Below are 20182 nucleotides of genomic sequence, written 5' to 3' on the forward strand. Positions count from 1 at the left end.
AAACGGCGCGAAGGAGACGCGCCCTATTGGGAGGAGTGCCATGATGAAGCGTCTGTTGGTGGCAACGAGCCTTGCCACCCTTAGCCTCGTATCGACAGCCTCGGCTGCCGAAAAGATCGAAATGTGGGTTCGCTCGGGTATCGGCGACGCCTTCAAGAAGGTCGTCGAAGCCTATAATTCCAGCCACGAAAACCAGGTCGTCGCCACCGAAGTGCCGTTCAGCGAGCTGGTGCAGAAATATGCGACGGCGATCGCCGGCGGCCAGGCGCCCGATGCGCTGTCGATGGACCTGATTTACACGCCGGCCTTCGCCGCAGCAGGCCAGCTGGAGGACCTGACGGACTGGGCAAAGAAGCTGCCCTATTTCAACTCGCTGTCGCCGTCGCATGTCCGGCTCGGCACCTATCAGGACAGGATCTACGGCCTGCCGCTCTCGGTCGAGACCTCGGTCTTCGCCTGGAACAAGGACCTCTACAAGAAGGCCGGACTCGATCCTGAAAAGGCGCCTGCCACCTGGGAAGAAATCGAGGCCAATGCCGAGAAGATCCGCAAGCTTGGCGACGATACCTACGGCTTCTATTTCTCAGGCGGCGGCTGCGGCGGCTGCATGATCTTCACCTTCACACCGCTCGTCTGGGGCGGCGGTGCGGATATCCTTTCGGCCGACGGCAAGACCGCGACGCTCGACACGCCGCAGATGCGCAAGGCTGTCGGCTTCTACCGCGACATGGTCAAGAAGGATCTCGTTCCGGCAGGTGCCGCCAGCGATAACGGCTCGAACTTCCTGAGCTTCACCAACGGCAAGATCGGCCAGCAGTCGCTGGGCGCCTTTGCCATCGGCACGCTGGTCACCAGCCATCCGGATATCAATTTCGGCGTGACGCTGATTCCCGGCGTCGATGGCAAGCCTTCATCCTTCGCCGGTGGCGACAACTTCGTCATCACCAAGGGCACCAAGAAGATCGACGCGGTGAAGGAGTTCATCGAATATATCTACTCGATGGACGGCCAGAAGGTGATGGCCAAGTATGGCAGCCTGCCGACCCGCGGCGATATCGCCAATGAGGTCCTTGCCGGGCTCGACCCGCGCATGGAAGTCGGCCTGAAGGCGATCGCCGTCGCCAAGACGCCCTACACGCTGCAGTTCAACGACCTGATTAACAGCGCCAACGGCCCCTGGGCGACCTTCACCAACGCGGCCATCTTCGGCGACGATGTCGATGGTGCGTTCTCGAACGCCCAGTCCGAAATGCAGTCGATCATAGACAGCGGCCAATAAGTCTCTCCCGGCCGCGGCCGGGGAGCGGTGGCAGCTCTCCGGCCGATCCATCCCCGATGCAGCAATGAAAGATGCGGAGCGTTTCGATGACCGTTTCAGGTCCCCAGCGCCAGCTCGCCGGTCGCAAGCGGCGGCGCAGATCGCAATGGCGCGGACTTTTCTACATCGCGCCAGCCATGGCGCTGGTCATCGTCTTCTTCGTGATGCCGGTGCTGTTCACCGGCTGGATGAGCCTGCACAACTGGCCGCTGATGGGCGCGCAGCGCTGGATCGGTTTTGCCAATTATACCCGCATGTTCAACGACAGCCGCTTCATGGCGGCGTTGAATTTCACCGCTTATTACACCGTCATCGTGACCATCGCTATTTTCGCAGTCGCCTTCCCGCTGGCGATCTTCGTCGAGAAGGAGCGCCGCTTCGTCAGTACCTACAGGACGATCATCTTCCTGCCCGTGGTCGTCGGTCTCGCTACGGCCTCGTTGCTCTGGGTGTGGCTTGCGAATGTCGATAGCGGCTTTTTCGGACCGGCGTTGCGTGCCCTCGGTCTTGTCGAACGCAGCCCCAATATCATGGCGAGCTTCGACACCGCCTTTGCAACGATCGTCGTCATGGTCGTCTGGAAGATTGCCGGCTTCACGATGATCATTCTGCTGACCGGACTGCAGGCCATTCCCACGGAACTCACCGAAGCCGCGCGCATCGATGGCGCCGGGCGCTGGCAGCGCTTCCGCCATCTCACCCTGCCGCTGATGCGCAAGACCATTGCGCTGGCGCTGATCGTCTCGGTTACAGGCTCGATCCTCGCCTTCGACCAGTTCTACATCATGACCTCGGGCGGCCCGCAAAACAAAATGATCTCGGTGGTCTACTACATCTTCAACCAGTCCTTCGTCTCCTTCAATCTCGGCTATGGCGCGGCCTTATCGATCGCGCTGCTGGCGATCCTGGTGGCGATCTCCATCGTTCAGCTCTGGCTGCTGCGTGTCGGGGAGGAACGCTGATGACTTCCTCCAGTGAACGCCGCGCCCGCAAGCGCTTCCGCTCGCAATCGGCCTATCATGTCGCAGGCATCGCCATTTCGGTTTTCTTCCTGGCGCCCTTCGTGATCGCCCTGCTCTCGTCTTTCCGGCATGGCACCGAGGCCAGCCTCCCGCCCCTGCCGCCCTGGCCGACGACCGGCGTTAGCTTCGACGCCTATGCGCTGCTCGATACGTTCGGCGCCGGTATCTGGCAGCACATGATCAATTCGCTGTTCGTGTCGCTGGCAACGGTGGTGCTGACGGTCGCCGTCAGCCTGCTCGCCGGCTACGGTTTCTCGCGCTACCGCTTTCCGCTGAAGAACGCGCTCTTCGTGCTGATCATCGCCACGCTGATGATCCCGTTCCAGTCGATCCTGACGCCGCTTTTCATCATTCTCGCCAAGCTCGGCCTCAACAATTCGCTGCTAGGGCTGACGCTCGTCTATGTGACGCTACAGCTGCCCTTCTCGGTCTTCATGATGCGCAATGCCTTCGACGCCGTGCCGAAGGAGATCGAGGAGGCGGCGCGGATCGACGGTGCGCGCGATTTGAAACTGCTGATCCGCGTGCTCCTTCCGCTGGTGCTGCCGGGCGTCGCGACCGTCGCGATCTTCGCCTTCCTGAATGCCTGGAACGAGTTCCTTGCCGCCCTCGTGCTGCTCTCCAGCAACGAGAAATACACGCTGCCCGTCCTGATGACGGCGGTGCGCGCCGGGCGCCTTGGCGCCATCAACTGGGGTGCGGTCCAGGCCGGCGTCGTCGTCATGACGATCCCCTGCCTGATCGTCTTCCTGCTTCTGCAACGCTACTACATGCGCGGGCTGATGGCCGGCGCGGTGAAATGATGATCTTTCAACGAAATGGATGAAGCCATGAACAAGCTGAAGAGAGACCGCCAGTTCCGTCCCCTGCCCGTGCCGAGCGTCGAGCTCGCCGGCCTGTTCGGCGACCGCCAGGATGCGATCTGCGATTCGACGGCCGAAACGCTGCTCGACCGCTGCGTCGAGGCCGGGATGATCCAGGCGATCGACGTCAACCAGCCAAGCCCCGGCGTCGTCATCCCGATCGGCCCATGGGGCGGCTCGACGCAGATGTTCTGGGACAGCGATCTCGGCAAGTCGATTGAGACAGTTGCCTATTCGCTTTACCGCCGCGCCAACCCGAAGCTGGAGGCCCGCGTCGACGAGATCATCGACATGTATGAGAAGCTGCAGGACAAGGACGGCTACTTGAATGCCTGGTTCCAGCGCGTGCAGCCCGGCCGCCGCTGGACGAACCTGCGCGACCATCACGAACTCTATTGCGCCGGACACTTGATCGAGGGCGCCGTCGCCTATTACCAGGCAACCGGCAAGCGCAAGCTGCTCGACATCATGTGCCGCTATGCCGATTACCTGATCAGCGTTTTCGGCCATGGCCCCGGCAAGCTTCCCGGCTATTGCGGTCATGAGGAAGTGGAGCTTGCGCTTGTGAAGCTTGCCCGCGTCACCGGCGAGAAGAAATATCTCGACCTCTCGAAGTTCTTCATCGACGAGCGCGGCACGGAACCGCATTTCTTCACCGAGGAAGCGACCCGCGATGGCCGCAGTGCTGCCGATTTCCACCAGAAGACCTATGAATATGGCCAGGCGCATCTGCCGGTGCGCGAGCAGAAGAAGGTCGTCGGCCATGCCGTGCGCGCCATGTATCTCTATGCCGGCATGGCTGACATCGCCACCGAGTATAACGACGATACGCTGACATCCGCGCTCGAGACGCTCTGGGACGACCTGACGACCAAGCAGATGTATGTCACCGGCGGCATCGGCCCGGCCGCGTCCAACGAAGGCTTCACCGACTATTACGACCTGCCGAACGAGAGCGCCTATGCCGAGACCTGCGCCTCCGTCGGCCTCGTCTTCTGGGCCAACCGCATGCTCGGCCGCGGCCCGAACCGCCGCTATGCCGATATCATGGAGCAGGCGCTGTATAATGGCGCGATGGCGGGCCTGTCGCTCGACGGCAAGACCTTCTTCTACGAAAACCCGCTGGAAAGTTCCGGCAAACATCATCGCTGGATCTGGCACCATTGCCCCTGCTGCCCGCCGAACATTGCCCGGCTTCTGGCATCTGTCGGCTCCTATATGTATGCGGTCGCCGAAGATGAGATTGCCGTGCATCTCTATGGAGAAAGCAAAGCGCGTTTCGAGGTTTCGGGTGCCAAGGCCGAGCTTTCGCAGACGACGCGCTACCCATGGGACGGCGCGATCCATTTCGACCTAGATCTCGACCGCCCTGCCCGCTTTGCCATCTCGTTGCGTATCCCGGAATGGGCTGATGCCTCGACGCTTTCCGTCAATGGAGAAAGCATCGCGCTCGAATCCGTCGTCGTGGACGGTTACGCTCGCATCGATCGGGAATGGAAGAACGGCGACAAGGTGGATCTCGTCATTCCCCTTGAAGCCCGTAAGCTTTTCGCCAATCCGCGCGTGCGCCAGGATGCAGGACGGACGGCGCTGATGCGCGGGCCGCTGGTCTATTGCGTCGAGGAGACTGATAACGGCGCCGGGCTGAACGGCATTTCGCTTTCCGCCGATCCGTCGAAGGCAAAGGTCTCGGAAATCGCCGGATTGCGTGGCGCCGTCGCGCTCGATCTGCCGGTAAGCCGCGACGCGTCGGACTGGGGTGCCGATCTCTACCGGACAGCGCCGCCTTCAGCGAAGCCCGCAACGGCGCGCTTCGTTCCTTATCCTCTGTGGGATAACCGCGAACCGGGTGAGATGCTGGTCTGGGTTCGCGCTGGCGAGGCCCGTGGTGAATAAGATGCCTGATACAGGAGTGGTGCTCTCAGGCATTCGCAAGAGCTTCGGCAGTCTCGACGTCATCCATGGCGTCGACCTGACGATCGCGGAGGGATCCTTCGTGGTCTTCGTCGGTCCGTCCGGCTGCGGCAAGTCCACGCTCCTGCGGATGATTGCCGGGCTGGAAGATGTCACCGATGGCGAGATCGAAATCAAGGGGCGCAATGTCACCGATCTCGATCCCTCCGACCGCGGCATCGCCATGGTCTTTCAGTCCTATGCGCTCTATCCGCATATGAGCGTGCGCGACAATCTGGCTTTCGGGCTGAAGATGGCGCGGACACAAACTCCGGAGATAGATGCCCGCGTCAAGGCGGCGTCGGCGATCCTGAAGATCGACCATCTTCTCGACCGCCGCCCCGGCCAGCTTTCCGGCGGCCAGCGGCAGCGCGTCGCGATCGGGCGGGCCATCGTCCGCAAGCCCGACGTCTTCCTGTTCGACGAGCCCTTGTCGAACCTCGATGCAGAACTGCGCGTCTCCATGCGCATAGAGATTGCGAGGCTGCACCGGGAACTCGGCAACACGATGATCTATGTGACCCATGATCAGACCGAGGCGATGACGCTGGCCGACAAGATCGTCGTGCTGCGCGATGGCCGCGTCGAGCAGACCGGAACACCGCGCGAAGTCTACGAAAGGCCGGCCAATGTCTTCGTTGCCGGTTTCATCGGCTCGCCGCGCATGAACCTGCTGAACGCCGAATGGCGCGGCGGTGGCCTTATCGCCGCCGGTGGCCAGACCATACAGTCGCCGATCTCCGGCGATGGTCTTTCGACCGGTGCCAAGGTGACGCTCGGCATTCGCCCAGAGCATCTCACCCTTGCGACCGGCGAAACCGCGGGCACCTTGCGCGCCACGGTCGATTTCTCCGAATATCTCGGCGGGACGCAATATGTCTACTGCCAGCTGCCGGATGGCCAGCCTCTGACGGCAGAGTACCGTTCGGCCGTGCCGATCGACGTCGGCGCCGAGGTCGCCTTGCGGGCTTCGCCGGAGGATATCAGGCTGTTCGATGAACAGGGATTGAGGCGGGACTGACGCCAATAGGGAACGCCTATTTTTTATCCACAGATGTTCCTTGCCCAAATTTATAGCCGTTATCTTGCGAGTCTTGCTGCACTGCGTCATAACTGACGCATGAACCACCTCGACCTGACGATCCTTGTCATCGACGAAACCGCGATCCGTGCTTCGATCATCGAAGAAGGATTGCGCGAAGCCGGGCATCTGCGCGTCACCGTCATTCACGAGGTCCAGGGCGTGGCGCGCATTATCGAAACGCTAAAGCCTGATGTCATCATCATCGATATCGAAAATCCGAACCGCGACATGATGGAACATCTGTTTCAGCTGACGCGCTCGGTCAGCCGCCCGATCGCCATGTTCGTCGATCGGTCCGATAGCGCCTCGATCGAGGCTGCCGTCGATGCCGGCGTCTCGGCCTATGTGGTCGACGGACTGAAGAAGGAGCGCGTCAAGCCGATCCTCGACATGGCCGTCAGCCGCTTCAATGCCTTCAGCCGCTTGCAACGCGAGCTTGCCGATGCCAAATCAGCCCTTGAGGAGCGCAAAGTCGTCGAGCGGGCCAAGGGCATCATGATGCGGATGCGTGGCCTGTCCGAAGAGGAAGCCTTTGCGTTGCTGCGCCAGACGGCGATGAACGAAAAGAAGAAAATGTCTGAAATCGCGCAGAGCGTCGTGACTGCGGCCGGGCTATTGATGTGAGCCCGCTCTTCGACGCGATGGGCGCCCGGAGGACGCTGGAGTGAATGTCTTGACGAAAATCAGCAGCGGCGACGGCCGCGCCGCATCTCCCGCACTTTTGACCGGCGAAGGACCAAAAGCCCTGCGCGCAGGCTTCATTCCGCTGGTCGATGCTTCGGTCTTGATCGCCGCCGCGGAATTCGGCTTTGCCAAGAAGGAAGGGCTGACGCTCGATCTGGTCAAGGATGTCTCCTGGGCCAATGTGCGCGACCGGCTGGCGTTCCGCCAGTTCGACATTGCCCATATGCTGTCGCCGATGCCGGTCGCAGCCATGCTCGGCCTCGGCTCCAATCCGTCCCCGGCAATCACGCCCTTCTCGCTCGGGCGCGGCGGCAATGCGATCACACTCTCCACGCGCCTGTTCGAGCGCATGCAGCAGACGGCAGGCATTTCCGAGACCGCCAGCGCGCTCGACAATGCCAACGCGCTTGCGGCCGTTCTTGCCGATATGCGTGCGCGCGGCGAAGCCATGCCGACCCTTGGGATGACCTATCCCTTTTCGTCGCACAATTACGAATTCCGCTACTGGCTGGCAGCCGGCGGCATCGACCCGGACAAGGACGTGAAGCTGGTGGTCGTCCCGCCGCCGCTGACCTCCGACGCGCTGGCAGCCGGCGGCATCGACGGTTTCTGCGTTGGCGCACCGTGGAACATGGTGGCCTCCGAACGCGGCGTCGGCCGTATCGTCGCCGCCAAGCAGGATATCTGGCCTTCGGCGCCGGAAAAAGTGATCGGCATGCGGCCGGATTGGGCCGAGAGCCACCCGGAAACCGTGTCACGGCTGATCGTGGCGCTGGATGGCGCGGCCCGCTGGTGCGACGACCCCGCCAATCACGATGTGCTGGCGGAAGCACTGGCTGACGCTCGCTATATCGCCGCCCCGGTCGAGATCATCCGCCACGTTCTTGCCGGCGAATTCAGCCTCGATGCCAAGGGCAACCGCCGCGTCATCGAAAACTACTTCCAGTTCCACGCCGGTCACGCCAATTATCCGCGGCCCAGCCAGGCGCTCTGGATTTATAGCCAGATGGTGCGCTGGGGCCAGGCGGAACCAAGCCTGACGCTGGCACGCGCCGCCGCTTCCGCCTACCGGCCCGACCTTTACCGTGCGGCGCTCGGTGATGACTGCACACCTGTTGACGCCGATGTCCGGATCGAGGGTGAGCGCGATGGCGACCGCTTCATGGACGGCCGGATCTTCGATCCGGGCGACTTCGCGGGCTATATCAACGGCTTTCCGGTCAAGAGCGCATCCATCCTCATCCGCGAGCCCACAGAGGCGTAAGCTCTACTGCGCTGCACAAATCGATGGCAGCCGGGCGCGCCTTGTTGAGAGCATTCGCATAAAAGATACGCAGTTGTCAGCGCTGCTCAATTTGAAGCAGACCGCCCTTTCTGGCTAAAAGTCGCAACCTTTCCAGATACTTGAATAGCCGCTTTTGAAATTGGCACGCCCTTTGCAAGGCTAGTAGTGCCCGGATCAACGGCGATCCAGGCAGACGAGCGCGCCATAGGCGTTCGCAACAGACATCGACGTCGCAAGGTTTTTGCAGTCCGGGACGCTCCCTTCCCGCAGACGCAATCTCCGAGCGGCGTTTTTTTATGCCCAAAATCCGGCAACCACTCGACAGCAAGGGGACTGCGCATGACCAAGATCTTCTCCGGCAGCATCGGCCGCCGCAACGTCCTGAAGATAACCGCCACCGCTGCTCTCATCGGCGCAGTCCGTTCCGCCTTCCCATCCGGCGCTTTCGCTGCATCGGCAGGACCGGAAGTATCCGGCGCCAAGCTCGGCTTCATCGCGCTGACGGATGCAGCTCCCTTGATCGTGGCCAAGGAAAAGGGTCTCTTCGAAAAGCACGGAATGCCTGATGTCGACGTCGCCAAGCAGGCGTCATGGGGTGCCACGCGCGACAATCTCGTCCTCGGTGGCGCCGCGAACGGCATCGATGGCGCGCATATCCTCTCGCCGCTGCCTTATCTCATGCACACCGGCAAGGTGACTCAGAACAACCAGCCAGTGCGGATGGCTCTGCTCGCGCGCCTCAACTACGACAGCCAGGGCATTTCCGTCGCCAAGGAATATGCCAGTACCGGCGTCGGGCTTGACGCCTCGAAGCTGAAAGCGGCCTTCGAGAAGAAGAAGGCCGGCGGCGGTGAGGTCAAGGTTGCGATGACCTTCCCGGGCGGCACGCATGATCTCTGGGTCCGGTACTGGCTGGCCGCAGGCGGGATCGATCCCAACAAGGATGTCTCGACCATCGTCGTTCCGCCACCGCAGATGGTGGCCAACATGAAGGTCGGCAACATGGACGTCTTCTGTGTCGGCGAGCCCTGGAACGAGCAGCTCGTCAACCAGGGCATCGGCTTCACAGCGGCGACCACCGGCGAACTCTGGAAGCACCACCCTGAAAAGGCGCTCGGCATGCGCGCCGACTGGATCGAGAAAAATCCGAACGCCGCCAAGGCCTTGCTGATGGCGGTGATGGAGGCCCAGCAATGGTGCGACAGCATGGACAACAAGGAGGAAATGTCGGCGATCCTTGGAAAGCGGCAATGGTTCAACGTGCCGCCGAAGGATGTGCTCGGGCGCCTCAAGGGCGACATCAACTACGGCAATGGCCGCGTCGAGCACGGCACGGATCTCTACATGAAGTTCTGGGCCGGCGGCGTTTCCTACCCCTTCAAGAGCCATGACAGCTGGTTCATTTCCGAGAACATCCGCTGGGGTAAGTTCGCGCCGGATACGGATATCAAGACGCTAGTCGATCAGGTGAACCGCGAGGACATCTGGCGCGAGGCTGCCAAGGATCTCGGCGTTGCCGCCGCGGATATTCCGGCCTCGGCATCGCGCGGCAAGGAGACCTTCTTCGACGGCAAGGTCTTCGATCCCGAAAACCCATCCGCCTACCTCGATAGCCTCGCCATCAAGGCCGCGTCCTAGTTCCCGCCTCCGGCGCGTGACGGGCGCGCCGGCCTTTTCATTCTCAAGGAGCGATCGCATGTCAGCCCTCGCAAAGAACGAACCGCTCACGCCGGTCCCGGCCTCATCGAAAGCCGCGAAAGTGGTGCATCTGACCAAGCCGCCGGTGCGGCGTTTCAACCTCGGCAATCTCGGTGCGGCCATCGTACGCAATGTCGTCCCGCCGATGATCGTGCTCTTCATCATCCTCGGCGTCTGGCAGGTTCTCTGTTCGTCGCCGACCGCCTCGCTCCCCTCGCCGCATCAGGTCTGGCAGGAAAGCTATGATCTGATCGCCTATCCGTTCTTCAACTATGGTTCGCAGGATATCGGCCTCGGCTGGCGCGTGCTGATTTCGCTGCAACGCGTTGCCTATGGCTTCGGCCTGGCGGCCGTGGGCGGCATCGTCATCGGCGCCATCATCGGCCAGTCGGTCTGGGCGATGCGCGGGCTCGACCCGATCTTCCAAGTGCTGCGCACCGTTCCGCCACTCGCCTGGCTGCCGCTGTCGCTGGCTGCCTTCCAGGACAGCAATCCATCGGCAATCTTCGTGATCTTCATCACCTCGATCTGGCCCGTGATCATCAATACTGCCGTTGGCGTGCGCAACATTCCGCAGGACTACCGCAACGTTGCCGAGGTGCTGCGGCTCAACCAGGTCGAATTCTTCTTCAAGATCATGCTGCCATCTGCCGCCCCCTACATCTTCACCGGCCTTAGGATCGGCGTCGGCCTGTCCTGGCTCGCCATCGTCGCGGCCGAAATGCTGACTGGCGGCGTCGGCATCGGCTTCTTCATCTGGGATGCGTGGAACTCGTCGCGCCTGCCCGACATCATCGTCGCGCTCGCCTATATCGGCGTCGTCGGCTTCGCCCTCGACAAGCTCGTTGCGGCAGCCGGACGGCTGATTACCCGCGGCGCAAACTGAGGAGCAGCAATTCCAGGAAAAATGGGAACCGGTTTTCGGTCCGGAATTGCGTCCACAACAAGGGATACTCAGATGACTGCCTATTTGAAGCTCGACCATATCGACAAGCATTTCGACCGCGGCGGCACGCGCGCCGAAGTCCTGAAGGGGATCAACCTGACGATCGCCAAAGGCGAGTTCGTCTCGATCATCGGCCATTCCGGCTGCGGCAAGTCCACGCTTCTCAACCTGATCGCCGGCCTGACGCCGGTATCTTCAGGCGCCGTTTTGCTTGAAAACCGGGAGGTGAATGCACCGGGGCCGGAACGCGCCGTGGTGTTCCAGAACCACTCGCTGCTGCCTTGGCTGTCGGTCTATGACAACGTCAATCTGGCCGTCTCCAAAGTCTTCGGCGGCACCAAGACGAAGGCGGAACGCCATGACTGGGTGATGGCCAATCTCGATCTCGCGCAGATGGCGCATGCCAGGGACAAGCGCCCCGCCGAAATCTCGGGCGGCATGAAGCAGCGTGTCGGCATAGCACGCGCACTAGCGATGGAACCGAAGATCCTGTTGCTCGACGAGCCCTTCGGCGCGCTCGATGCCCTGACCCGCGCCCATCTGCAGGATGCGGTGATGGAAATTCATCAGCGGCTCGGCAACACCATGGTGATGATCACCCACGACGTCGATGAAGCGGTGCTGCTGTCCGACCGGATCGTGATGATGACCAATGGCCCGGCTGCCCGGATCGGCGAAGTCCTAGACGTTCCGATCCCGCGGCCGCGGGGCCGCATCGAGCTTGCTTCCGACCGAACCTACCTCAAATGCCGCGAGGCCGTGCTGAAGTTCCTCTACGAACGTCACCGCTTCGTCGAAGCTGCGGAGTGAACCCATGACCGAGAAACTCGTCATCATCGGCAATGGCATGGCGCCCGGGCGCATGCTGGAGCATCTCTTCGAACAGGCACCCGGCCGCTATCAGGTCACGATCTTCAACGCCGAACCGCGCGTCAACTACGACCGCATCATGCTGTCGCCGGTTCTCTCCGGTGAGAAGACCTACGACCAGATCGTCATCCATGGCGACGGCTGGTATATCGACCACGGCATCACGCTCTATAAGGGCCACAAGATCGTCGCGATCGACCGTACGGCGAAAACCGTCACGTCGGATCATGGCGTTACCGAAAGCTACGACAAACTCGTCATCGCCACAGGCTCCGTTCCCTTCATCATCCCGGTTCCGGGCAAGGATCTGCCGGGGGTCATCACCTATCGCGATCTGGACGATGTGCAGGCCATGCTGCTTGCAGCACAGTCGCGCGCCAAGGCGGTCGTCATCGGCGGCGGCCTGCTGGGGCTTGAAGCGGCCGCGGGTCTCAGCTTGCGCGGCATGGATGTCACGGTGCTGCACGTGAACCCAACCCTGATGGAGCGCCAACTCGATCCTGCCGCCGGCTACCTCCTGCAGAAGGCAATCGAGGAACGCGGCATCAAGGTGATCTGCAAGGCCAATACCAAGGCGATCGTCGGCGAAGGCAAAGTCGAGGGCATCGAGCTCGATGACGGCCGGATCATTCCCGCCACCCTCGTCGTCATGGCCGTCGGCATCCGTCCCAGTGCCGGCCTGGCAAAGGACGCCGGGCTGGCCGTCAATCGCGGTATCGTCGTCGATGACGGCATGCAGACGTCCGACGGCAGCATTTTCTCACTCGGCGAATGCGCCGAGGTCGGCGGCATGGTCTATGGGCTTGTCGCGCCACTCTACGAGATGGCCCGAATTGCCGCCGCGCATCTGGCCGGGGATACCAAGCACGCCTTCGTCCACTCCGACACGCCGACCAAGCTGAAGGTCACCGGCATCGAGCTCTTCTCGCTGGGCGATTTTGCCGATGGTGACGATCGCGAGGAAATCGTGCTGCGGGACGCGACGGCCGGCATCTACAAGCGTCTCGTCATCAAGGAAAACCGCATCATCGGCACGGTGCTCTACGGCGAAACCGCCGACGGCGCCTGGTTCAACGACCTGAAGAAGAAGGCGACCGATATTTCGCAGATGCGCGATACGCTGATCTTCGGCCAAGCCTACCAGGGAGGGTCGCCGCTGGACCCTATGGCGGCCGTTGCAGCCTTGCCGGATGATGCGGAAATCTGCGGCTGCAACGGCGTTTGCAAGGGAAAAATCACGTCGGCAATCACCTCCAAGGGTCTGACATCGCTCGATGATGTCCGCGCTCATACGAAGGCGTCAGCCTCCTGTGGCTCCTGCACCGGGCTTGTCGAACAGCTGATGTCGCTGACGCTCGGCGACGCGTATAGCGCCAAGGCGGTTCAGCCGATGTGCACCTGTACCGAGCTCGGCCATGACGACGTCCGCCGCCTGATCAAGGCGAAGAAGCTGAAGACGATCCCCGCCGTCATGCAGGAACTGGAATGGAAAACATCCTGCGGCTGCGCCAAATGCCGGCCGGCGCTGAACTATTATCTCGTCGCCGACTGGCCGGATGAATATGCCGACGACTACCAGTCGCGTTTCATCAACGAGCGCGTCCACGCCAACATCCAGAAGGATGGCACCTATTCCGTCGTGCCGCGCATGTGGGGCGGGGTGACGAACGCCAGCGAATTGCGCGCCATCGCCGATGTCGTCGACAAGTTCGAGATCCCGATGGTGAAAGTCACCGGCGGCCAGCGGATCGACCTTCTGGGGATCGAGAAGGAAGACCTGCCGGCGGTCTGGGCCGATCTCGGCAAGGCGGGCTTCATCTCCGGCCAGGCTTACGCCAAGGGGCTTCGGACCGTGAAGACCTGCGTCGGCTCCGACTGGTGCCGCTTCGGCACGCAGGATTCCACCGGTCTCGGCATCCGCATCGAGAAATTCATGTGGGGCTCCTGGACACCGGCAAAATTGAAGCTCGCGGTCTCCGGGTGTCCGCGTAACTGCGCCGAGGCGACCTGCAAGGATATCGGCGTCATCTGCGTCGATTCCGGTTTCGAGATCCACTTTGCCGGCGCCGCAGGCCTCGACATCAAGGGCACGGAGGTGCTCGGTCTGGTGAAAACCGAGGATGAGGCGCTGGAGCATATCGTGGCGCTGACGCAGATGTACCGCGAGCAGGGCCGCTATCTCGAGCGCATCTACAAATGGGCAAAGCGTATCGGCCTTGACGAAATCCGCCGCCAGATCATGACCGATCACGACAAGCGCCGCGGATATTACGAGCGCTTCGTCTTCTCGCAGACATTCGCCCAGGTCGATCCCTGGTCGGAGCGGGTCTCCGGCAAGGACAAGCACGAGTTCAAGCCGATGGCGACTGTCGGCTTCAGCGAAGCGGCGGAGTGAGGAAATGGATATGAACTGGATTTCGATCGGCAGCATATCCGACATCCCGCTGCGCGGCGCGCGCTGTGTGAAGACGCCTCAGGGCAAGATCGCCGTCTTCCGCACGGCGGAGAACGAAGTCTTCGCCATCGAGGACCACTGCCCGCACAAGGGCGGACCGCTCTCGCAGGGTATCGTCCACGGCAAGGCCGTCACCTGCCCGCTGCACAACTGGGTGATCTCGCTGGAAACAGGGAAGGCTCTTGGGGCGGATGAGGGTGTGGTGCGTACGATCCCCGTCAGGAACGAGGATGGGGCGCTGTTTATAGCGTTCGAGAGCTTGATGATGGCGGCGGAGTGAGCGGCTGATGGTGGAGAGAACACCCCCCTCTGCCCTGCCGGGCATCTCCCCCTCAAGGGGGGAGATCAGCTGGACGGTCCCGCTCGCTCCAACCTCAATTGCGTGGGCAGATGCCAACCACGAGTCGATCTCCCCCCTTGTGGGGGAGATGTCCGGCAGGACAGAGGGGGGTAACCACACCCACCGACACCTGAGAGGGCAGCCCCATGCCCACTGAGACCAAAACCACCTGCCCCTATTGCGGCGTCGGCTGCGGCGTCATCGCAAAACTCGACGACAACGGCACAGTCTCCGTCAAAGGCGACCCCGATCATCCCGCCAATTTCGGCCGCCTCTGCTCCAAAGGCTCGGCGCTCGCCGAAACCATCGATCTCGACGGCCGCCTGCTTTATCCTGAGATCGGTCGAGAACGGTCGGACTGGAATACCGCCCTCGACCTCGTCGCCTCCAAATTCTCCGATGCCGTCGCCGAACACGGCCCCGATGCCGTCGCCTTCTACGTTTCCGGCCAGCTGCTGACCGAGGACTACTACGTCGCCAACAAGCTGATGAAAGGCTTTATCGGTTCGGGCAATATCGACACCAATTCCCGTCTCTGCATGTCGTCGTCTGTCGCCGGTCACCGCCGCGCCTTCGGTTCCGATACCGTGCCCGGCATCTACGAGGATCTGGAGCTCGCCGATCTCGTCATCCTGACGGGTTCAAATCTCGCCTGGTGCCATCCGGTTCTCTATCAGCGGCTTTCGGCTGCAAAGACCGCCCGCCCCGGCATGAAGATCGTCGTCATCGATCCGCGCCGGACAATGACCTCTGACATTGCCGACCTGCACCTGGCGATCCGCCCCGATGGCGACGTCGCGCTTTTTACCGGCTTGCTGGCCCATATCGCCACCAGCCCGGCCATCGACCAGAACTATATCGGCGCTCACACAGCCGGATTTGGCGAGGCTTTCGCGGCCGCATCATCGATCAGCTGGGATACTTTGCTGGAACGGACCGGGCTGCCCGCCATGCAGCTCCGCGAATTCTTCCGGCTGTTCGAAACCACCGAGCGGGTGGTCACCTGCTACAGCCAGGGCGTCAACCAGTCGTCATCGGGCACGGACAAGGTCAACGCCATCATCAACTGCCACCTGGCGACCGGCCGGATCGGCCGGCCGGGCATGGGACCGTTTTCGCTGACCGGCCAGCCGAACGCCATGGGCGGACGCGAAGTCGGCGGTCTTGCCAACATGCTAGCCGCCCACATGGCCATCGAAAACGCCGACGACAGGGATCGTGTCCAGCGCTTCTGGTCGTCGCCCGTTATTGCGCAGAAGCCCGGTCTCAAGGCCGTCGACATGTTCCGCGCCGTCGCCGATGGGCGCATCAAGGCGCTCTGGATCATGGCCACCAATCCCGTCGTCTCTATGCCTGACGCAAACGCGGTCGAGGCGGCGATTGCCGCCTGCCCCTTTGTCGTCGTTTCCGATGTTCTGCGAGAGACGGATACGACCCGCCATGCCGATGTGCTGCTGCCATCGCTTGGATGGGGAGAAAAGGATGGCACGGTCACCAACTCCGAGCGCCGCATTTCCCGCCAGCGTCCATTTCTGACCATTCCCGGCGAGGCAAAGCCGGACTGGTGGCAGCTTGCGCAAGTCGCGCGCCGCATGGGACACACGAGCGCTTTCGGCTTCGAAAACCCTGCGGCGATATTCGCCGAACATGCCACGCTTTCGGCTTTCGAGAATGGTGGCACGCGCGATTTCGATATCGGGGCGCATGCCGATCTGGATCCTGATGCTTACGACAGTCAGCCGCCGTTCCAATGGCCGGCGCCGTCAGGCGGCGGCAACACGGCCCGGTTCTTCAGCCAGGGCGGCTTCTTTCACGGCGATCGCCGCGCCCGTTTCATCGCTGTCGAATTGCCGGAGACGGATCGCACCAGCAGCGGCTACCCGCTGACACTCAACACCGGGCGTATCCGCGACCAGTGGCACACCATGACCCGCACCGGCAAAAGCGCGCGCCTGTCTGCCCATATCGCCGAACCCTTCGCGGAGATCCATCCCCGCGACGCGATCGAACTTGGTGTGCGCAGTGCCGGTCTGGTGCAGCTCGAAAGTCCACATGGCACGGCGGTTGTCCGCGCGCTGGTGACCGACCGGCAGGCTCGGGGCAGCGTGTTCGTCCCCATGCATTGGAACGACCAGTTCTCCGCCCGCTCCCGCATCGATGCCGTCGTCGCGCCCGTCGTCGATCCGCTCTCCGGCCAGCCGGCCTCGAAAAACGTCGCGGTCAAGATTCAGCCGGTGAAAGTCCTGCACTATGGCTTCGCGGTATCGGTCGAAAAACCGGATGGTCTCGACTGCGATTACTGGGCACTCGCCAAGGCCGACGGTGGCTGGCGGCTGGAATTCGCGGCATGTGACAGCATGCAGGATTGGACAGGGTGGTGCAAAGCGCATCTCGGAATTCTGCCGGAGGCCGAGCCGATCGGCTATACTGACGGAACGGCTGGCGAGACCCGCCTCGCCTTCTTCGACGGTAGCCGCCTGCTTGCCGCGGTCTTCATTGCCGCCGAGCCGGTCGCTGTCGCCCGCACCTGGGCGATCCAGCAGCTGGCGGCCTCGCATGACGATTTGCGCAAACGGTTCGCGATCGTAGCCGGCCGGCCGGGCGCCGGAAAGCCGGATCCGGGCGCCACCGTCTGCTCCTGCTTCGGCGTCGGGGTTAACCAGATCATCGGCGCGATCCGCGGCGGCTGCCACAGCGTCGAAGCGGTCGGCAAGGAGCTGAATGCGGGAACCAATTGCGGCTCCTGCCGTGCAGAGATCCGCACGATCATCGACGGATGTCTGGCGGCTGCAGCGGAGTGAGCGGCTCGGCCGAACAGCCCGCAAGCGTGCGATCATTGATCAGAAACTGTAGTTCCGCCGCCCTTCGCGAAGTGCTAAACCATGCCGAAATAGCTGCATGATTTCGCTTTCTTTTTTGCACTTTCGACGGGAGGATGGGCACGGATGGAGGTCGCAGGCCAGAAGATCCAGCTGAGTTACGGCGTGGAACCCGGCATACGTTTTGCCGTCATTCTCGATGGCAAGGGCGGCTGCCGCGAAATCGGCGCGGCCGGTCTTCGCGACTGGAAGCCTGCCGATGGCATTCTCTGGGTTCACCTGGAACGCGATCACGACGCAGCTGCCGCCTGGGTCGCCAGCAACGGCGGTTTCGATCCGCTCGTCGCCGATGCCTTGCTGGAAGACGAGTCCCGCCCACGCGTCGAGCCCGTTGACGACGGTCTGCTGATCATCCTGCGCGGCGTCTGCGCGGCGCCACCCGAGGAAGCCGAGGACGCCGCCGTCGAGATCGATCTCGTTCCCCTCCATGCCTGGGTGGACGAAAACCGCGTCGTGACGCTGCGCGACAGTGGACATTATATCACGGCGCTGCGCGATATCCGCCAGGCGCTCGAAAAGGGCAAAGGGCCGAAGCGGACAGGCGAGTTGCTCGCCCTCGTCAGCGACAAGCTTGTCAGAGACTTGGAGCCGGTTCTTGACCAGATGGACGAGGAAGTCGACGAACTCGACGAATTGATCTTTCATGGTGAGGCCGCCGAGGTCCGGGAGCGCCTGAAGCTGTTGCGCCGGCGGTCCGTACAGCTGCGCCGCTACCTCGCACCACAGCGCGACGCGCTGAACCGCATCGAGCACGACGACGCGCCGTGGCTTGCCGAGCGCGACAAGCTTCGCATGCGCGAGGTCATCGACAAGCTGATGCGCTTCATCGAATATCTGGATGCGATCCGTGACCGCACCGGCATCCTGCATGACGACTTGTCGACCGTGATCAGCGAGCGCATCGCCCGCAATTCCAACCGGCTTGCCGCCCTCGCCGCGCTGCTCCTGCCGCCGAGCGTCGTCGCCGGCCTGTTCGGCATGAATGTCGGCGGCATTCCTGGCGTCAACGACACCTGGGCCTTCATCATCATCGTCGCCTTCGTGGCGGCAACCTCGATCGCGACCCTCTATATCCTCAAACGCATCAACTGGCTCTGATGCCATTGGGCGGAACCGTCGCCGCTTTCACTGCGTTCTGTGTCAATTCCGCTCATGGGGATTGAGATCATGCGTATTCAGGCACGCCTCTTTGCAATTCTTGCCGGACTTTGCGTTGCGGCACCGGCCGCCGCCGACGAGGCAGGCTTCCTGCAGCCGCTCAGCGGCAACTGGACGGGAACCGGCAAGGTCACCCGCAAGATCGGCAGCTCGCCGATCAATGTCTCGTGCAAATTCAATATCAACGCGCCGGGGGCTTCGATCTCTATGCGCGGCAATTGCCGCGGGCTTCTGGTGATCAACCGCGCCATATCCGCCGACCTGACGGCACGGGGCACGCGATATTCCGGAACCTATGTCGGCCCGTCAGGGGCGCCCTCGCAGCTTTCGGGAAGCCGTCAGGGCGATGTGATCAATCTCGCGGTCCGCTGGGCACGTCTGATCAATGGCGACCGCAATGCCAACATGACGATCAGCAAGCGCGGCAACAGCCAGTTGTCGATCCAGACGGTCGACAGGGATCCGGCATCCGGCAAGACCGTGGTCACCAGCGAGATCAGCCTGCGCCGGCTCTGACAATCAGGCGATACGGCGCTTCTTCTGCTGTTCGGCGCGTGTCGCAGCCAATGCCCGGGCCTGGTGGCGCTGGACGAGTACCGTCTGGACGGTTGCCTGAAAATCGAGAACGCGCTCGCTGATCGCTTCGCTTGCCAGTCCGCACTGGGCGAGTTCGTCCGCCAGCCGGCGGCACTCAGCCTTCCAGAATGTCACGGCTGCCTCGCCATGCAGGTTGTCGAGCGTTTCGGCGCAACGATCGACATCGCCTGCCTTGCTCACATCGCGCACGATCAAAAGTTCACTGTTCTTGAGAGCGGCAAGAAGCGCCGCAGGAGAGGCATCCATCGAATCATCCCGGTTGACGAACTCAATCGTTAGACCGGCGATGGTTAACGACTGCTTGCGCATCGAAGAGATCGCGTCCCGATCTGCCTTGCGGCGTTATTCAGGCATCTTGGAAGTCACCTCGATTGACGCCAGCCAAATGCGCTTCCATTGTCGCGCTCGCTTTTGAAATGATTTGGACGGCCGGAACGATCATGAAACTTGACGCCATCGACCTCAGAATTCTCGATGCGATTCAGCGGGATGGCCGCATTACCAAACTTGCTTTGGCAGAAAAGGCCGGGCTTTCGCCGACGCCCTGCTGGATGCGGCTGCGCAAGCTGGAAAAGGCAGGCATCATCACCGGCTATCACGCCCGCATCGCGCTGCGCAAGATCGCCCCGGTCGCCAGCGTCATGGTGGAAGTGACGCTCGCCAATCACCGGCAGAGCGATTTCGAACGCTTCGAGCGGGCGGTCACCGGCATCCCCGAAATCGTCGGCTGCTGGTCGGTCGGTGGTGGTGTCGATTATTTCCTGAAGGTCGCAGCCCCTGACATCGATGCCTATCAGCGGCTGATCGATGGCCTGCTCGATCGCGAGCTCGGGATCGAGCGCTATTTCACCTATATCGTCACCAAGACCGTCAAGGATGAGACGGTCTTGCCGGTCGCAGCCCTGGTGCAGACAGAGACCCCATCCGAGCCATAGACAGATCGTGTGGCCTGCCGCGAAGCCTTAGACAATCTCTCTCTTTAAAGCGCCCTCAAAGGACAAAATCTCGCCTCCTCCCGTGAAAGACTTCG

General features: G+C 62.2%; 17 protein-coding genes. 16 read left to right on the forward strand and 1 reads right to left on the reverse strand.

Going from position 1 to position 20182, the window contains the following annotated elements; translation table 11 throughout:
• Positions 1–40 precede the first annotated feature (40 nt).
• From AC1DNK_RS25995 to AC1DNK_RS26065, 15 genes are all read left to right on the forward strand, one after another.
• On the forward strand, positions 41–1279 hold the full coding sequence (locus AC1DNK_RS25995; RefSeq protein ID WP_477943993.1) for an ABC transporter substrate-binding protein: 1239 nt from the start codon (positions 41–43) through the stop codon (positions 1277–1279).
• Positions 1280–1365: 86 nt separating this feature from the next.
• On the forward strand, positions 1366–2280 hold the full coding sequence (locus tag AC1DNK_RS26000) for a carbohydrate ABC transporter permease (protein ID WP_442209382.1): 915 nt from the start codon (positions 1366–1368) through the stop codon (positions 2278–2280).
• Positions 2280–3143, forward strand: a complete 864-nt coding sequence (locus AC1DNK_RS26005; RefSeq protein ID WP_477943994.1) for a carbohydrate ABC transporter permease — start codon at positions 2280–2282, stop codon at positions 3141–3143. Before AC1DNK_RS26000 ends, AC1DNK_RS26005 begins: the two co-directional genes overlap by 1 nt.
• A gap of 27 nt (positions 3144–3170) precedes the next feature.
• The gene (locus AC1DNK_RS26010; protein WP_477943995.1) at positions 3171–5099 is read left to right on the forward strand and encodes a glycoside hydrolase family 127 protein; all 1929 of its coding nucleotides are present in this window, start codon (positions 3171–3173) and stop codon (positions 5097–5099) included.
• Between the two features lies 1 nt (position 5100).
• The gene (locus AC1DNK_RS26015; protein ID WP_477943996.1) at positions 5101–6177 is read left to right on the forward strand and encodes an ABC transporter ATP-binding protein; all 1077 of its coding nucleotides are present in this window, start codon (positions 5101–5103) and stop codon (positions 6175–6177) included.
• Between the two features lie 99 nt (positions 6178–6276).
• Complete coding sequence (locus AC1DNK_RS26020; protein WP_112388214.1) at positions 6277–6864, forward strand: ANTAR domain-containing response regulator; 588 nt, start codon at positions 6277–6279, stop codon at positions 6862–6864.
• Positions 6865–6913: 49 nt separating this feature from the next.
• Positions 6914–8188, forward strand: coding sequence for a CmpA/NrtA family ABC transporter substrate-binding protein (locus tag AC1DNK_RS26025; protein WP_477943997.1), 1275 nt, complete (start codon positions 6914–6916; stop codon positions 8186–8188).
• Between the two features lie 360 nt (positions 8189–8548).
• Entirely contained in the window at positions 8549–9847 is a 1299-nt protein-coding gene (locus tag AC1DNK_RS26030; RefSeq protein ID WP_477943998.1) for a CmpA/NrtA family ABC transporter substrate-binding protein, read from the forward strand.
• Positions 9848–9905: 58 nt separating this feature from the next.
• Positions 9906–10793: a nitrate ABC transporter permease gene (ntrB, locus tag AC1DNK_RS26035; protein WP_477943999.1), complete on the forward strand. Its 888-nt coding sequence runs from the start codon at positions 9906–9908 to the stop codon at positions 10791–10793.
• 72 nt (positions 10794–10865) lie between these two features.
• Positions 10866–11663 (forward strand): ABC transporter ATP-binding protein, encoded by a 798-nt coding sequence (locus AC1DNK_RS26040; protein WP_477944000.1) that lies wholly within the window; start codon positions 10866–10868, stop codon positions 11661–11663.
• A gap of 4 nt (positions 11664–11667) precedes the next feature.
• Positions 11668–14118, forward strand: coding sequence for a nitrite reductase large subunit NirB (gene nirB, locus AC1DNK_RS26045; protein WP_477944001.1), 2451 nt, complete (start codon positions 11668–11670; stop codon positions 14116–14118).
• A 4-nt stretch (positions 14119–14122) separates the two neighbouring features.
• On the forward strand, positions 14123–14458 hold the full coding sequence (nirD, locus tag AC1DNK_RS26050; RefSeq protein ID WP_112514901.1) for a nitrite reductase small subunit NirD: 336 nt from the start codon (positions 14123–14125) through the stop codon (positions 14456–14458).
• Between the two features lie 206 nt (positions 14459–14664).
• Positions 14665–17319: a nitrate reductase gene (locus AC1DNK_RS26055; protein WP_477944002.1), complete on the forward strand. Its 2655-nt coding sequence runs from the start codon at positions 14665–14667 to the stop codon at positions 17317–17319.
• Between the two features lie 144 nt (positions 17320–17463).
• On the forward strand, positions 17464–18495 hold the full coding sequence (locus AC1DNK_RS26060) for a CorA family divalent cation transporter (protein WP_477944003.1): 1032 nt from the start codon (positions 17464–17466) through the stop codon (positions 18493–18495).
• A gap of 69 nt (positions 18496–18564) precedes the next feature.
• Entirely contained in the window at positions 18565–19071 is a 507-nt protein-coding gene (locus tag AC1DNK_RS26065) for a hypothetical protein (RefSeq protein ID WP_112388987.1), read from the forward strand.
• Between the two features lie 3 nt (positions 19072–19074).
• On the opposite strand, the gene AC1DNK_RS26070 is transcribed toward AC1DNK_RS26065, so the two are convergent.
• Entirely contained in the window at positions 19075–19398 is a 324-nt protein-coding gene (locus AC1DNK_RS26070) for a DUF6074 family protein (protein WP_112388988.1), read from the reverse strand.
• Between the two features lie 194 nt (positions 19399–19592).
• On the opposite strand from AC1DNK_RS26070, the gene AC1DNK_RS26075 reads away from it, so the two are divergent.
• Entirely contained in the window at positions 19593–20087 is a 495-nt protein-coding gene (locus AC1DNK_RS26075) for an Lrp/AsnC family transcriptional regulator (protein WP_477944004.1), read from the forward strand.
• Positions 20088–20182: the final 95 nt, after the last annotated feature.

The sequence above is a fragment of the Rhizobium sp. 01N424 genome, from assembly GCF_056399485.1.

What these genes read in the sequence shown, in the direction of transcription:
- nirD (WP_112514901.1), top strand. Translation starts at nt 14,123, where the DNA reads ATGGATATGAACTGGATTTCGATCGGCAGCATATCCGACATCCCGCTG.
- AC1DNK_RS26015 (WP_477943996.1), top strand. Translation starts at nt 5,101, where the DNA reads ATGCCTGATACAGGAGTGGTGCTCTCAGGCATTCGCAAGAGCTTCGGC.
- AC1DNK_RS25995 (WP_477943993.1), top strand. Translation starts at nt 41, where the DNA reads ATGATGAAGCGTCTGTTGGTGGCAACGAGCCTTGCCACCCTTAGCCTC.
- AC1DNK_RS26030 (WP_477943998.1), top strand. Translation starts at nt 8,549, where the DNA reads ATGACCAAGATCTTCTCCGGCAGCATCGGCCGCCGCAACGTCCTGAAG.
- AC1DNK_RS26040 (WP_477944000.1), top strand. Translation starts at nt 10,866, where the DNA reads ATGACTGCCTATTTGAAGCTCGACCATATCGACAAGCATTTCGACCGC.
- AC1DNK_RS26010 (WP_477943995.1), top strand. Translation starts at nt 3,171, where the DNA reads ATGAACAAGCTGAAGAGAGACCGCCAGTTCCGTCCCCTGCCCGTGCCG.
- nirB (WP_477944001.1), top strand. Translation starts at nt 11,668, where the DNA reads ATGACCGAGAAACTCGTCATCATCGGCAATGGCATGGCGCCCGGGCGC.
- AC1DNK_RS26065 (WP_112388987.1), top strand. Translation starts at nt 18,565, where the DNA reads ATGCGTATTCAGGCACGCCTCTTTGCAATTCTTGCCGGACTTTGCGTT.
- AC1DNK_RS26020 (WP_112388214.1), top strand. Translation starts at nt 6,277, where the DNA reads ATGAACCACCTCGACCTGACGATCCTTGTCATCGACGAAACCGCGATC.
- AC1DNK_RS26060 (WP_477944003.1), top strand. Translation starts at nt 17,464, where the DNA reads ATGGAGGTCGCAGGCCAGAAGATCCAGCTGAGTTACGGCGTGGAACCC.
- AC1DNK_RS26075 (WP_477944004.1), top strand. Translation starts at nt 19,593, where the DNA reads ATGAAACTTGACGCCATCGACCTCAGAATTCTCGATGCGATTCAGCGG.
- AC1DNK_RS26070 (WP_112388988.1), bottom strand. Translation starts at nt 19,398, where the DNA reads ATGGATGCCTCTCCTGCGGCGCTTCTTGCCGCTCTCAAGAACAGTGAA.
- AC1DNK_RS26005 (WP_477943994.1), top strand. Translation starts at nt 2,280, where the DNA reads ATGACTTCCTCCAGTGAACGCCGCGCCCGCAAGCGCTTCCGCTCGCAA.
- AC1DNK_RS26055 (WP_477944002.1), top strand. Translation starts at nt 14,665, where the DNA reads ATGCCCACTGAGACCAAAACCACCTGCCCCTATTGCGGCGTCGGCTGC.
- ntrB (WP_477943999.1), top strand. Translation starts at nt 9,906, where the DNA reads ATGTCAGCCCTCGCAAAGAACGAACCGCTCACGCCGGTCCCGGCCTCA.
- AC1DNK_RS26000 (WP_442209382.1), top strand. Translation starts at nt 1,366, where the DNA reads ATGACCGTTTCAGGTCCCCAGCGCCAGCTCGCCGGTCGCAAGCGGCGG.